This is a genomic window from Ciceribacter sp. T2.26MG-112.2 (genome assembly GCF_900492205.1).
In the GTDB taxonomy this organism is placed as follows: Bacteria; Pseudomonadota; Alphaproteobacteria; order Rhizobiales; family Rhizobiaceae; genus Allorhizobium; species Allorhizobium naphthalenivorans_A.
On the sequence record NZ_UEYQ01000002.1, the window covers coordinates 450,888 to 464,570 of the forward strand.

Sequence of the window (13,683 nt, forward strand, 5' to 3'; positions counted from 1 at the left end):
CGGGCGGCTTTTCCGTCGGTGCTGTGGCCGCCTTGCAGGACGTGCCTACTGGCCGGCCTGCAGTCCCGGACGGCTGGGCGGCGGAGCAACACGGGTGGCGGCGAGCTTCGGCTCCAGTTCCCGCGCCATGGCCTGGAGGTCTCGCGGGCGACCGGCTATCTTCTCGATCGCGGCGATGGCGAGGTCCCGTGCCGCATAGTCCGGTTTGTGGCCGAGGCCCTCGACCCACACCAGTTCCGACCCCTCGATGTCGCGCGCCAGTCCGCGAGAATGGATCTCCTCCAGCACAATGTCGTCGCTGTCGCCGGTGACGATGACCGTCGGCGCCTTGATCTCGCGATAGCGTTCGGCAAAGCCCGAGACATAGCCGTGCAGATTGGCGACGTCGGTGGCGTTGGCGCAGAAGGCGGCGGGGCGCAGCACCAGGGCAGGGGTCGTGTCGCCGACATAGGTCTCAGGGCGCGGATTGGGGGCAAAGACGCCGCGGGTCGCCGCGTCGAGCCGCGCCATGCCGGCATGGAGCGCGACGGTGTGGCAGAAGAGCGTTCCGAGCACTGGTGTCGATGCCAGATTGTAGTACCAGTCGACGCCGCCCGGCCAGGGATGGGTGGCCGGCGCGAGGAAAAGCAGGCCGGCGGTCTTTTCCGGATAGAGCACACCGAAGCTGGCAGTGATCGCCCCACCGAACGAGTGACCAACGATGATGGCCCGGTCGATGCCGTGCTTCTCCATCAGGCGTGCAATGGCGTGGGCCTGGCCGTCGGGAAAGGCGTTTTGCGGCCCGCCACGCTCGGAATAGCCATGTCCCGGCCGATCGACGAACAGGAGTTCGGCCCGGCCCGTTAGCGGATCGCGAAAGGCGGTCGCCTGGTCGCGCAGATTGCCGCTCGCGCCATGGACGAAGACGATCGGCGGCAGGTCGGCGTCGGCGCCGGGCGGGACATGGAGTGCGTGCATGGCAAGGCCGCCGATGTCGGTCAACGTGCCGATTCGCGGGGCATCGGCCTCGATGGCGCGGGCACGAAGCGCAGTCACGCCAGCTGCGGCCGCGGTGAGAACGGTAAGTGAGGCGAGTGCGGTCAGCAGCATGATGCGAGACGGGTTGGACGGGAAGAAGGGCATGGCGGAATGTCAGTGGCGGGGCGGCAGGCGTGCGACGTTGCATGTCGTCATGTGCGGCTGCCGGCCAGTTTTTCCGAGAGCTTGGTCACGACTTCCTGGGCCTGCCGGTCGGCAGGGTAGATCGCCAGATAGCGCTCCCAGGCCTTCAGTGCCATCTCTTCGCTGCCACGTTCGCTGAGGATCGCCGCAAGGCCGGCGAGAGCGCCGAAATGGCGCGGCTCGAGCGCCAGCACGCGATTGATGTCGGACACCGCCTTCTTGTAGTTGCCCATCGTGTAGTGAAGCGTTGCCCGCTGGTTCCAGGCGCCGACGAAATCGGGTTTCAGCACGATGGCCTGATCGAGAAAATCCAGCGCGGCGGCGTTGCGTTTCTCAGTCGCCGCGGTCAGGGCCCATTGCATGACGAGGTCGACGGTGGCGCTACCGGAAGCATTCCAGTTCGCCATGATCTCTTCGGTCAACCGATTGGCAGCTTCTGGATCGCGCTCGCGTCCCAGTTCGGTGATCAGCGCATCGACGCCCTTTGCCGTCTTGCCATCGGCCGGCGCGTCGAGGGAGACGCTTTCATTCGCTTCGGCCTGCGCAAGGGACGGCTGGCCGAAGGCCGTCGAGAACAGGACGGCGGCAATGAGTGGGGCGTATAAATGAAAACGGCGCATGTGGATAAGGTAATCCGCTTGCGCCGGCTTTCAAACTCAATTTTTCGCCATCGACCAATTCGGGCGGCAAGGCCCGGTCAGGCGAAAAGCAGCGCCGCTCCAGAAGCGGCGCCCATGCCTCAGCCCTGGCGGGCCTTGAAGCGCGGGTTCTGCTTGTTGATGATGTACACGCGGCCCTTGCGGCGAACCAGACGGTTGTCGCGATGACGGGCCTTGAGCGCTTTCAGCGAGTTCTTGATCTTCATTTTACTGGTCCGCAAAGGTTATCGGCGAATGGTTCACCCGCCACTGTCTCTGACAATCAAAAGCGCGCTACGGGGGCGCGCTCTTAAAGGGTTGGTGGCAGATACTCCGTCATGACCCGTCGTGTCAACCGGCTCCGCCCGGATTTGGTGGCGAAAGCCCGGATTTTTCCGGGTTTTTCAGCCCGTAGAACGCGTGAGCTCCGTGACGTGGCCCATCTTGCGGCCCGGTCGAGCCTCGGTCTTGCCATAGAGATGGACGAGCACGCCGGACTTGGCCAGCCAGGCGGGAACATCGTCCAGATCGTCGCCGATCAGGTTGGTCATCACGCAATCGGAGTGCCGGGACGGATCGCCGAGCGGCAGGCCGGCAATCGCGCGAATATGCTGTTCGAACTGCGAAATAGCGCAGGCCGCCTCGGTCCAATGGCCGGAATTGTGAACGCGCGGGGCGATCTCGTTGGCGACCAGGCTGCCATCAGGCAGAACGAAGAACTCGATGCCGACCACGCCGACGTAGTCGAGAGCGGCCAGAAGCTTTTCCGCCGATTCGCGCGCGGCGCTTGCCGTGGCTTCACCGATTCGGGCCGGAAGCGTCGAGGTGTCGAGAATGCCGTTGCGATGGACGTTCTCGGCCGGATCGTAGGCCCTCACCGTTCCGTCGATCGCCCGGGCGGCAATGATCGAGATCTCGCGCTCGAAGGGCACGAAGCTTTCGAGAATCAGCGGGACATTGCCGAGCTCGGCAAAGGCGCCTTCCGCGCGGTCGGCCAGGGAGCGAAAAACCCGCTGGCCCTTACCGTCGTAACCTAGCCGCCGGGTCTTCAGAACACCCTGACCACCAAAGTCGGCGAGGGCTTGTTCGAGGTCGGCCTGGTTATCGACCGCGTGAAAGCGGGCGGTCGGTATGCCGCAATCGTTGAGGAAGCGCTTTTCCGTCAGCCGGTCCTGGGCCACTTCCAGCGCGCGCGGCGGCGGAAAGACGGGCACATTGCGGGCAAGCGTCGCGGCCGCTTCTACGGGTACGTTTTCGAATTCATAGGTGACGATGTCGCAGGCGGCGGCGAGTTCGGCCAGGGCGACCGGGTCGCCGTAAGGCGCGGTGATCTGACTGTTGGCAACCTGGGCTGCCGGGCAGTCGGCCTGCGGCTCGAGGATCACGGTGCGAAAGTTCAGCCGCGCGGCGGCCATGGCCAGCATGCGTCCGAGCTGTCCACCGCCGATGATGCCGATGGTCTGAGCGCTCATGGGGTTTCGTCCAGCGGATATTCGGCAACAGCGGCACTCTGGCGGGCGCGCCATTCGTCGAGCCGATCGGCGAGATCCTCGTCGTGGAGCGCAAGCACGGCGGCGGCGAGCAGTGCCGCGTTGACGGCGCCGGCCTTGCCGATGGCAAGCGTGCCGACGGGAATGCCGGCCGGCATCTGGACGATGGACAGCAGGCTGTCCTGGCCGGAGAGTGCCTTGGACTGGACCGGCACGCCGAACACCGGCAGCGGCGTCATGGCGGCCGCCATGCCGGGAAGGTGGGCTGCGCCGCCGGCACCGGCTATGACGACCTGGAAGCCTTCGTCGCGGGCGCCCTTGGCAAAGGCCACAAGGCGGTCAGGGGTACGGTGCGCCGAGATGATGCGCGCCTCGTAGCCGACGCCGAGAACATCCAGCGTGTCGGCGGCGTTCTTCATGGTCTCCCAGTCGGACTGGCTTCCCATGATGATGGCGACAGGCGGGCGTTCTTCGTTCATCGGGGCTCCTTACCTGTTCACGCGATGATGTCGGGGATGATCTGGTCTTCGAGCGAGGTCATCTTGTCCTTGATGCCCAGCTTCTTCTTCTTCATCCGCTGGATTCTCAAGGCGTCGCAGCCGTTGGTGATCATGGCATTGATGGCGACGTCGTAGTCCTCGTGCTCCTGCCGGAGCCGCGCGAGCGCCAGCCGAATGTCCGCCTGTTCCTGATCGGCCATTATCGTGTCCCCATTCTCGCATTCAACCCATCCTTTTTGTCGGATGCGTCGAAGATTCGCGCAAGCTCCTATCATCAAATACCGGTAACGGGAAGTTATCCTTGCCAGCGAATTTGCCGCGCTTTCTCCCTCATTTCGCCTTCGACAAAACCCATTGTTCGTGTCACATTACTTTCGCAAAGTCTGAAACTCCAGCGTTGTGAGGGCTGGAGGTAGGCAAAAGGAAGGACGTGTCAAATGACCATGCAGGCTCATCTTGAATCGCTCGAAAAGAAGCACGGCGCTCTTGAGGAAAAGCTCCATACCGCTCTTACGTCTCCCTCCATCAACGACCAGCATATCGCCGAGCTGAAGCGCCTCAAGTTGCGTATCAAGGACGAAATGGAGCGCCTCAGGGCGTCGACCAGACACTGATTTTCCGATACGCGCCGGCCGGGGATCGCCTCAAGGGCAGATCCGGGCCGGCAAGACAGAATAATCGATCATAGATCAATGCCCCGGAGACCAGCGCGGTTTTCGGGGCTTCTTTTTGTCCGGTGTCCAATCCTGCATCGGTATGGGGGAGGAACGCTCAGGACCAGAACTGGTCGAGCCAGAGGTTGAGGCGGTCGAAGCCTGGTCGGTTGATGGAGTAGATCCGCTTCGTGCCTTCCGATGCGACCGTGACTAGATTGCAGTCGAGCAGCGCCTTGAGGTGCTGGGATACCGCGGGCCGGCTGATCGGCAGGCCGCTCGCCAGGTCGTTTACCGTCTTCGGGGCACGGCGCAATTCCTCCAGCAGGTGCCGGCGGTGCGGGTCGGCGATCGCGACGAAGGGGTCCATGTTCGACATGAAGTGAAGCTACGTCAAACCGCGGGTTCCGGCAAGCGTACTGTGCGGCGCAGCAAAACCTTGCGGGCCGGGCGTGCTACCCGAGCCCGGTAATGCCGTCATAAAGCAGCTTGCCGCCGGCGATCAGCACCATGCCGTACATCAGCGGGTAGAAGACAGCCGGCCTCAGTTGGTGGACGAGGCGCGCGCCGATCAGCGTCGAGACCAGCGCGACCGGCAGGAGGGTGGCCGAAAGGAACAGGTTGTCCGAGCCGAGTTCGCCGAGCGCGAAATAGGGAATGACCTTGACCGCGTTCATGATGGCGAAGAAGCGTGTACTGGTGCCGGTATAGGCGAGCGGGTCGAGCCGGAGCGGCAGGGTGTAGATCTGGAAGGGCGGGCCGCCGGCATGGGCGACGAAGCTCGCATAGCCCGACAGCGTGCCCCAAAGCGTCGCGGCGACCGGCCGCTCCGGCGCGGCAAGCGGTTCGGCCCTTTGCGAGGCGCGGGGCGCGTCGATGAAATAGCGCAGCGCGAACAGCACGGAAATGCCGCCGAGCAGCAGCCGCATGACATTGACCGAGACATAGGCCGACGTCGCCCAGCCGATCGCGATGCCGAGAAGGCCGCCGGGCAGCATGGCGAGGAGGGTAGGGCGGTTGTTGTGCCGCCGCCAGGCCCAGAGCGCAACCGCATCCATGACCAGGAGGATCGGCAGGAAGATCGCCGCCGCCTGCATCGGGGGAACGACCATGGCCAGCAGCGGAACCCCGATCAGCGCGAAGGCGCCGCCCAGTCCGCCTTTCGACAGTCCGACGAGAACGACCGCCGGAATGGCCGCGGCATAGAACAGCAGATCAAGATTCATTTGTTTCGGTTGATCCTTTCGATGGACCGGTCTATCGGATTTACTCAGCCAATACGAGGGAGGCGCGTCAAGAATGCCGCGCCGTCCCGGAACACGGATCCAGTCATGACCAGTCCCGAAGATCGCTGCCGTCTCGTCCTGATCGTACCCGACATCGCCGATGCCGAGGCAAAGGCGCGGGTGGTGGGCGACGCCCTGAAGGGCGGCGATGTCGCCTCGGTGATCATTCCGCAATATGGTCTCGACGACACCGTCTTCCAGAAACATGCGGAATTGCTCGTGCCGCTGATTCAGGATGCCGGTGCTGCCGCCCTTGTCGCCGACAACAGCCGGGTGGCCGGCCGTGCCAAGGCCGACGGGCTGCACATCACCGGCAATGCCGCAGCCCTTGCCGAGGCGATCGAGAAGCATGTGCCGAAGATGATCGTCGGTGGCGGCAATGCCATGGACCGGCACCATGCCTTGGAGATCGGCGAACTCCAGCCCGACTACATCTTTTTCGGCAAGCTCGATGGCGACATCAAGCCGGAGGCCCATTCGAAGAACGTCGCGCTTGGCGAATGGTGGTCCTCGATGATCGCGATCCCGAGCATCGTCATGGGCGGACAGGATCCGGCCTCGGCGCTCGTCGTCGCGCAAGCCGGCGTTGAATTCGTCGCCTTGCGCGAGGCGGTTTTTGCCGACCCGGCCATGGCCGCGACCATCGTTGCGCGCATCAATGCCGAGCTTGACGAAAAAGCGCCACGGTTTGAAGATTGATACGCATCATGCGCTCACGTCTTCCTCACCGGCCTAAGCTGCTTGCTGTTGCTGCCTGCCTTCTGGCGGGCATCGCCATGCCACGCGCAGCTTGTGCCCAGCAAATGCTCGATCGTTCGCCGATGCGGCCCCTGGCGCTGTCCGACGTACGCGTGCTCGAGCGCGGTGACCAGCCGGCAACTTCGGCGGGGACGCTTGATCGCAGCGCCCGCCCCGGCTCCGAGGCGGACGCCAAGCTGCCGGCCACCAACGGAGACGAAGAGCCGCAAGGCATCAATATCTACGCCCGAATGGGCGCTCCCCTTCCAGCCTTGCCGCCTGAACCCGAATACAAGGGGCCGGTCGACGAGGCCTATGGCGCTTTCCAGCGTGGTTTCTTCCTGACGGCGGTCGACAAGGCTCTTCCTCGAGCCCAGCTCGGAGATCCGGCGGCGCAGACCCTGCTTGCCGAGTTGATGGACAGGGGCCTCGGCATCAAGAAGGACCTCAAGGGCGCCGCCTTCTGGTACGGTCAGGCGGCGGCCGGTGGTGATCCGGCGGCGATGTTCAAATATGCCCTTCTGCTGATGGAGGGCCGCACCGTCCCGCGCGACAAGGCCAAGGCTGACGAATACATGCGCAAGGCGGCCGATGCCGGAAACGGCTCGGCACAGTTCAACTGGGCGCAGACGCTGGTGGCCGACAATCCCGGACAGAAGGGTCTGTCCGCGGCTTTGCCGTATTACGAGAAGGCCGCCGAACAGGGGATCGCCGATGCCCAGTATGCGGTGGCGCAGATCTACGAATCGCTGAAGGACCTTCCCGAAGACAAGCGCAAGAAGGCCCGCTACTGGCTCGACCGGGCGGCGCGAGCCGGTTTCGATACCGCCCAGCTCGACATCGGCATCTGGCTGGTCAACGGCATCGCCGGCGATCGGAACTACGAGGAAGGCTTCCGCTGGTTGAAGATTTCCGCCAATCGCGGCAATGTCGTAGCCCAGAACCGTCTCTCGCACCTCTATATCAATGCCCTTGGTACACGACCCGATCCGGTCGAGGCCGCCAAGTGGTATGTGCTGTCGCGCCGGGCAGGCCTCAAGGATCCGGCGCTCGAGGATTTCTACCTCGGCCTGACCGACGAAGAGCAGAAACAGGCGATCGACGCGGCAAACAAGTTTCGCCGCAGCTGACGGGGCCGCAAGGCGGAGGGGGCGGACGTGGACAATGTCGAACTTTTCGAGCGCCTCGGTCTGGCCATCGCCATCGGTGCGGCAGTCGGCGTCGAGCGACACTGGCGCGAACGCGACGAACCTGAAGGCGCACGCACGGCCGGCATCCGCACCTTCACCATGTTCGGCATGGCCGGCGGGGTCGCAGGTCTCATCGAAAGAAGCATTGGCGTCGCGTCAGACTATCCTGGCATAGCGCTTACCGGCTTCCTGATCGCCATAGCGACCGTCATGGCGATTTTCGAGATCCGCGAGGCGATCGCCGAAAAGTCCTTCAGTGTCACCTCGGTGATTGCCGCCATCCTCACCTTCGGGCTCGGAGCGCTCGCCGTACTCGGCGACATGGCGCTCGCCTCGGCCGGCGGCGCCGCGCTGATCGGCATTCTCGTCAGCCGCGAATTCCTGCATCAGGCGATCCGTCGGTTGCAATGGGTCGAACTGCGCTCGGCCGTCATCCTGCTGGCCATGACCTTCGTGCTCTTGCCGATCATCCCGGAAGCGCCGCTCGGACCGTTCGGAGGGGTGTCGCCGAAGAGCATCGTCCTTCTGGTCATCATGCTCGCCTCAATTTCATTCGTCGGTTATGTCGCCGTTCGCCTCTTTGGTGCTCGTCGGGGTGATGTGTTGGCCGGTGCCGTCGGCGGCCTGGTATCCTCGACCGCCACGACCGTCTCGTTTGCGCGCCGCAGCCGCACGGAAGACGCTGCCCTCACGCTGGCGGCAGGCGCGATCAGCGCGGGTGCGGTTTCGCTGCTGCGCACCGCCCTGCTGGTCGCGACGCTCGCCGGAACCCTGCTGCCCGTGCTTCTGGCACCGCTACTCACCGCCGCGTCCTTGCTCGTGGTCTATGCGCTGTTGCTGGCCCAGCGCCAGCAAGCGGCGGGTACACAGGGCGTTCCAGGCAACCCGTTCGAACTTGCCGCCGTGGCGAAGATGGCGCTCCTGCTGGCGGCCGTTGCCTTCCTTGCCCGCGCTGCGACCCAGCAGTTCGGCAGTGGCGGTCTCATCGTAGCCTCGGCCCTTTCCGCGTTGGCCGATGTCGATGCGGCGACTGTCACCGTCGCGGGCCTGCTGCCCTCGCTCGACGTCAACCTCGCGGCGCAGGCGATCGGCGTGGCGGTCGTGTGCAACATGGTGGCCAAGGCGGTCTATGCGGGCATTTTCGGCAGCCTGAGATTTCTGCTGCATCTAACGGCTGCAACGGTGCTGTCGGTCGGGGCGGGCCTCATTGTCTGGGGGCTGGGCGTCGCCGCCTGATGATATTCGCTTGGCCATGGCTGGCGGATGCCCCTTGAATTCCGGCCGTTTTTGTGGTCTTGAACCGCCCCAACCGCCGCCGCGATCCATCGCGCCGCGCCTGCCGCCGTCGCCAGGCGACATGACGCACTTTCAAGGAAACGATAATGGCCCGTTCAGCTCTCCTCAATGTCATGGTCCAGGCCGCGCTCAAGGCGGGCAAGTCCCTGGCGCGCGATTTCGGCGAGGTGCAGAACCTGCAGGTCTCGGTCAAAGGTCCGAGCGATTTCGTCTCCCAGGCCGATATCAAGGCCGAAAAGCTGGTTCGCGACGAATTGCTGAAGTCGCGCCCGACCTATGGCTTTCTCGGTGAGGAAAGCGAAGAGATCAAGGGCACCGACGGCGCCCATCGCTGGATCGTCGATCCGCTCGACGGCACCACCAACTTCCTGCACGGCATTCCGCAATTCGCCGTGTCGATCGCGCTCGAGCGCAATGGTGAGATCGTCGCCGGCGTCATCTTCAACCCGGCGACCGACGAACTCTATACGGCCGAAAAGGGCGGCGGCGCCTTCCTCAACGATCGCCGCATCCGAGTTGCGGCCCGCAAGGTTCTGTCCGACTGCGTCATCGGCTGCGGCATTCCGCATCTCGGCCGCGCGGCACACGGCAAGTTCCTCGTGGAACTGCGACACGTCATGGGTGAAGTCGCCGGCGTTCGGCGCATGGGTGCGGCCGCTCTCGACCTGGCCTATGTTGCGGCCGGCCGTCTCGACGGTTTCTGGGAAGCCGAACTCAACCCATGGGACATCGCCGCCGGCCTGTTGCTGATCCGCGAAGCGGGCGGCTTCGTCAGCGACATGCATGACGGCCAGGACATGTTCCACACCGGCACCGTCGTCGCCGGCAACGAATATATCCGCAAGGCACTGATCGAGGTCATCGCCCGGCCAATTCCGAAAGCCTGAGACTTTACACAGCCGTCGTCAGGGATCGACGGCTTTTAGCTTCAATTCGTCGCAATTTTCTACTAGCCTCCGGCGCACGATGACCGGAGGCTGGAGACGACATGGCGAAAGTTAAGCTGGCGGATTTGGAGGCGGCGGAAGCCGCCCCCGGTGAGTATGGCCACAAGCTCTCCAGCCCGATGCCGTTCTTCACCACGATGCTGATCTTCCTGATCATCGTCGGTTTCATCGCCGCCATCCTCTACCGGCAGGCCCATGCGGCCTTCATGACCAATCCGGGGCTGAACGGCCTGATCCTCGGCGTGCTGGCGGTCGGCATCGTGCTGGTGTTCAACCATGTTCTGGCGTTGAAGCCCGAGGTCAACTGGTTCAATTCGTTCCGCGCCGCCGGCCATGCCGACAAGGTCGGACGCGATCCGCGGCTGCTCGCACCGATGCGGGCGCTGATCGGCGGTCGGCGTTCGATGGCAATCTCGACCACGGCGTTGCGCTCCATCCTCGATTCGATCGCCACCCGTCTGGACGAATCACGCGACACCTCGCGCTATCTCATCGGTCTGCTCGTCTTCCTCGGCCTGCTCGGCACGTTCTGGGGGCTTTTGGGCACGATCGCCTCGATCAGCGAGGTTATCCAGTCGCTCGATCCGGGGGCAGGCGACAGTGCCGACGTGCTGCAGGCGATGAAGACAGGCTTGACCGGGCCGCTGTCGGGCATGGGTACGGCGTTTTCGTCCTCGCTGCTCGGCTTGTCCGGCTCGCTCATTCTCGGCTTCCTCGACCTGCAGGCGGGCCGCGCGCAGAACCGCTTCTATACGGAGCTGGAAAACTGGCTTTCTTCGGTGACCGACGTCGATTCCGACATCGCCGCGCCGGCAGGCGGGCTGACCGGGGTGCCGGCGGAGGACGTCAAGCGGCTGGTGGACCAGTTGGCCAAGCTCGCCAGCCGGGAAAATGCCGGCGGCAGCGATCGTTCGGTCGCGGCCATTGCCGGTCTTGCCGAGGGCATTCAGGGCCTGGTCAAGAACATGCGCAACGAGCAGCAGATGCTGCGCGACTGGATCGAGGCGCAGCAGGATGATGCCCGCGCCATGCGCAAGACGCTCGAAAAGCTGAACGAGAAGATGGGCGGGGGCAAGTAGCCATGGCGCTCGGCCGCAACCGCCGCCGCGACAGGGGCGTAGACTATTGGCCGGGTTTCGTCGACGCCCTGTCGACGCTGCTTCTGGCGATCATGTTCCTGCTGACCGTCTTCGTGCTGGCGCAGTTCATCCTCAGCCGCGAGATCACCGGCAAGGACGAGGTGCTCAACCGCCTGAACAGCCAGATCGCCGAACTGACGCAATTGCTGGCGCTGGAAAAGAGCGGCAAGCAGGATCTGGAAGATACGCTGGCATCGCTCCAGTCGTCGCTGTCGGTGTCGGAGAGCGAGCGCAGCCGCCTGCAGCAATTGCTCGACCAGGGCTCCGGCTCGACGGATGCCGCCAACCAGAAACTCGGTCGCCTGACCCAGGAACTCGACGCCGAAAAGCAGGTGAGCGAACGGGCGATGAGCCAGATCGAGTTGCTCAACCAGCAGATCGCCGCGCTGCGCGCCCAGATCGCGGCCGTGGAGGAGGCACTCCAGGCGTCCGAGGCGCGCGACCAGACCTCGCAGACCAAGATCGCCGACCTCGGGCGGCGGCTGAACGTCGCGCTCGCCCAGCGCGTCCAGGAACTCAACCGTTACCGTTCGGACTTCTTCGGCCGCCTTCGTGAAATTCTCTCCGACCGGGAGAACATTCGCATCGTCGGCGACCGCTTCGTGTTCCAGTCGGAGGTCCTGTTCCCCTCGGGCGGCAATGTGCTCAACCCCGAGGGGGAGGTCGAGATGGCGAAGCTTGCAGGGGCGCTGCTCGATCTGGCCAAGGAAATCCCGCCGGAAATCAACTGGGTCTTGCGCGTCGACGGCCATACCGACAATGTTCCCTTAAGTGGCTCCGGGCGCTATGTCGATAACTGGGAACTGTCGTCCGCGCGCGCCATATCGGTGGTCAAGTACCTGATTTCCAAAGGCGTCCCCGCCAATCGCCTGGCCGCTGCCGGTTTTGGCGAATATCAACCGATCGCCGAGGGCGACAGTGTCGAAGCCCGCGCCCAGAACCGTCGTATCGAGCTCAAATTGACCGAGCGCTGACCTTTTCGCATGGCTACTAGCAGAAGTGCTGGGTTGTGCGGCCCTTGACGTGCCCGTAAAAGTAAGATTGCGGGGGATGCGACGGGGGAGAGAAACGGATGGAATGCGATGTACTGATCGTCGGTGCCGGGCTCGCGGGACTGGTGGCGGCATGCGAAGCAACCGATAGGGGGCTGAAGGTTTGCGTCCTCGATCAGGAAGGCGAGCAGAACCTCGGAGGGCAGGCGTTCTGGTCCCTGGGTGGCCTGTTTCTCATCGACAGCCCGGAGCAAAGGCGTATCGGCATTCGCGACAGTTTCGAACTGGCCCGGCAGGATTGGCTCGGCTCGGCGGGTTTTGATCGCCCCGAGGATTACTGGCCGCGTCATTGGGCCGAGGCTTATCTAGAATTTGCCGCAGGCGAAAAGCGCGACTGGCTGCACCGGCAGGGCGTACGCTTTTTTCCCGTTGTCGGCTGGGCGGAACGAGGTGGCGCCCAGGCGGACGGCCACGGCAATTCGGTTCCCCGTTTCCATATCACCTGGGGGACCGGCCCGGCCGTGCTGGAGCCCTTCATCCGCAGGGCGCGCAAGGCCGAGCGGGCGGGACGGCTGGTGTTCCGGTTCCGCCATCAGGTCGACCAACTCACGAGGCGCAACGGCACAGTCACAGGGGCGAGCGGCAGTGTATTGGCGGTCGATTCCGCGCCGCGGGGAGCAGCGACATCGCGCGCGGTGATCGGAGACTTCGAGATTTCGGCCGGCGCGGTCATCGTCACCTCCGGAGGGATCGGCGGCAATCACGATCTGGTTCGCAAGAACTGGCCGGTCGAGCGGCTCGGCCCCGCGCCACGATCGATGGTCGCGGGCGTGCCGCAATATGTCGACGGGCGGATGCTGGCCATTTCGCGGGCGGCCGGCGCCGACATCATCAACAGCGACCGGATGTGGCACTACACCGAAGGCCTCAGGAACTTCGATCCGATCTGGCCGAACCACGGTATCCGCATCCTGCCCGGCCCGTCGTCCTTCTGGTGTGACGCCGACGGCAACCGTTTTCCGCCACCCGCCCTGCCGGGGTTCGATACCCTGGCCACGCTGAAGGCGATCCGCGCCCGGGGCGACGAGTATAGCTGGTTCGTCCTCAACAAGGCGATCATCAAGCGCGAATTCGCCCTTTCGGGCTCCGAGCAGAATCCGGACCTGACGGGCAAGGACATTCCCCTGCTGCTGAAGCGGCTGGGCCGGAACCCGCCCGGCCCGGTCCAGGCGTTCATGGACAAGGGAGAGGACTTCGTGGTCCGCGACACGCTGGAGGATCTGGTGGTCGGGATGAACGAGATGACCGGCGAACACCGGGTCGGCATTCATCACCTGCGCCGCCAGATCGAGGCCCGCGATCGCGAGATCGTCAATGCCTTCAACAAGGATGCCCAGATCACGGCCATTCGCGGCGCGCGCCGCTTTCTGGGAGACCGGCTGATGCGCACGGCCAAGCCGCACCGGCTGCTCGATCGCAATGCCGGGCCGCTGATCGCCGTCCGTCTGCATATCCTGACGCGCAAGACGCTTGGCGGCCTGCACACCGATCTGTCCTCACGCGTGCTCGACGATACCAACAAGCCGGTGCCCGGCCTTTATGCGGCAGGGGAGGTGGCGGGTTTTGGCGGGGGCGGGGTGCATGGCTATAACG

The 13,683-nt window shown here is 64.4% G+C and carries 16 protein-coding genes; 8 read left to right on the forward strand and 8 right to left on the reverse strand.

Annotated elements, in window-relative coordinates; genetic code table 11:
- Window positions 1–45: 45 nt before the first annotated feature.
- The 6 genes from DYZ14_RS05595 to DYZ14_RS05620 form a co-directional block, all read right to left on the reverse strand.
- Entirely contained in the window at window positions 46–1,122 is a 1,077-nt protein-coding gene (locus DYZ14_RS05595; RefSeq protein ID WP_195949839.1) for an alpha/beta fold hydrolase, read from the reverse strand.
- A 47-nt stretch (window positions 1,123–1,169) separates the two neighbouring features.
- The gene (locus tag DYZ14_RS05600) at window positions 1,170–1,781 is read right to left on the reverse strand and encodes a tetratricopeptide repeat protein (protein WP_154719771.1); all 612 of its coding nucleotides are present in this window, start codon (window positions 1,779–1,781) and stop codon (window positions 1,170–1,172) included.
- A 119-nt stretch (window positions 1,782–1,900) separates the two neighbouring features.
- Entirely contained in the window at window positions 1,901–2,026 is a 126-nt protein-coding gene (ykgO, locus tag DYZ14_RS05605; RefSeq protein WP_003497670.1) for a type B 50S ribosomal protein L36, read from the reverse strand.
- A gap of 177 nt (window positions 2,027–2,203) precedes the next feature.
- Window positions 2,204–3,271 (reverse strand): 5-(carboxyamino)imidazole ribonucleotide synthase, encoded by a 1,068-nt coding sequence (locus DYZ14_RS05610; protein WP_154719772.1) that lies wholly within the window; start codon window positions 3,269–3,271, stop codon window positions 2,204–2,206.
- Entirely contained in the window at window positions 3,268–3,768 is a 501-nt protein-coding gene (gene purE, locus DYZ14_RS05615) for a 5-(carboxyamino)imidazole ribonucleotide mutase (protein WP_115669708.1), read from the reverse strand. Before purE ends, DYZ14_RS05610 begins: the two co-directional genes overlap by 4 nt.
- Before the next feature lie 17 nt (window positions 3,769–3,785).
- Window positions 3,786–3,989 (reverse strand): YdcH family protein, encoded by a 204-nt coding sequence (locus tag DYZ14_RS05620; protein WP_115669707.1) that lies wholly within the window; start codon window positions 3,987–3,989, stop codon window positions 3,786–3,788.
- Window positions 3,990–4,226: 237 nt separating this feature from the next.
- On the opposite strand from DYZ14_RS05620, the gene DYZ14_RS05625 reads away from it, so the two are divergent.
- The gene (locus DYZ14_RS05625) at window positions 4,227–4,403 is read left to right on the forward strand and encodes a YdcH family protein (RefSeq protein ID WP_037172923.1); all 177 of its coding nucleotides are present in this window, start codon (window positions 4,227–4,229) and stop codon (window positions 4,401–4,403) included.
- 157 nt (window positions 4,404–4,560) lie between these two features.
- Here DYZ14_RS05625 and DYZ14_RS05630 read toward each other — a convergent pair whose 3' ends face one another.
- Both DYZ14_RS05630 and DYZ14_RS05635 read right to left on the reverse strand, forming a co-directional pair.
- Window positions 4,561–4,821, reverse strand: coding sequence for an ArsR/SmtB family transcription factor (locus DYZ14_RS05630; protein ID WP_115669706.1), 261 nt, complete (start codon window positions 4,819–4,821; stop codon window positions 4,561–4,563).
- 76 nt (window positions 4,822–4,897) lie between these two features.
- Window positions 4,898–5,668, reverse strand: a complete 771-nt coding sequence (locus tag DYZ14_RS05635) for a sulfite exporter TauE/SafE family protein (RefSeq protein WP_154719773.1) — start codon at window positions 5,666–5,668, stop codon at window positions 4,898–4,900.
- Window positions 5,669–5,773: 105 nt separating this feature from the next.
- Between DYZ14_RS05635 and DYZ14_RS05640 the strand changes: the two genes are divergently transcribed.
- From DYZ14_RS05640 to DYZ14_RS05670, 7 genes are all read left to right on the forward strand, one after another.
- On the forward strand, window positions 5,774–6,427 hold the full coding sequence (locus tag DYZ14_RS05640) for a thiamine phosphate synthase (RefSeq protein WP_115669704.1): 654 nt from the start codon (window positions 5,774–5,776) through the stop codon (window positions 6,425–6,427).
- 122 nt (window positions 6,428–6,549) lie between these two features.
- On the forward strand, window positions 6,550–7,596 hold the full coding sequence (locus DYZ14_RS05645; protein ID WP_232365445.1) for a tetratricopeptide repeat protein: 1,047 nt from the start codon (window positions 6,550–6,552) through the stop codon (window positions 7,594–7,596).
- Between the two features lie 27 nt (window positions 7,597–7,623).
- Window positions 7,624–8,892 carry an MgtC/SapB family protein gene (locus DYZ14_RS05650; protein WP_154719775.1) on the forward strand — a complete coding sequence of 423 codons (1,269 nt, stop codon included), beginning with the start codon at window positions 7,624–7,626 and terminating at the stop codon, window positions 8,890–8,892.
- A 146-nt stretch (window positions 8,893–9,038) separates the two neighbouring features.
- Window positions 9,039–9,839 carry an inositol monophosphatase family protein gene (locus DYZ14_RS05655; protein ID WP_154719776.1) on the forward strand — a complete coding sequence of 267 codons (801 nt, stop codon included), beginning with the start codon at window positions 9,039–9,041 and terminating at the stop codon, window positions 9,837–9,839.
- Window positions 9,840–9,940: 101 nt separating this feature from the next.
- A complete protein-coding gene (locus tag DYZ14_RS05660) occupies window positions 9,941–10,978 on the forward strand; it encodes a flagellar motor protein MotA (protein ID WP_115669700.1) in 1,038 nt (345 codons plus the stop codon).
- 2 nt (window positions 10,979–10,980) lie between these two features.
- A complete protein-coding gene (locus DYZ14_RS05665) occupies window positions 10,981–12,012 on the forward strand; it encodes a peptidoglycan -binding protein (protein ID WP_154719777.1) in 1,032 nt (343 codons plus the stop codon).
- Between the two features lie 98 nt (window positions 12,013–12,110).
- Window positions 12,111–13,683, forward strand: a 1,573-nt coding sequence (locus DYZ14_RS05670; RefSeq protein WP_154719778.1) for an FAD-binding dehydrogenase, incomplete at its 3' end; no start/stop codon positions are given.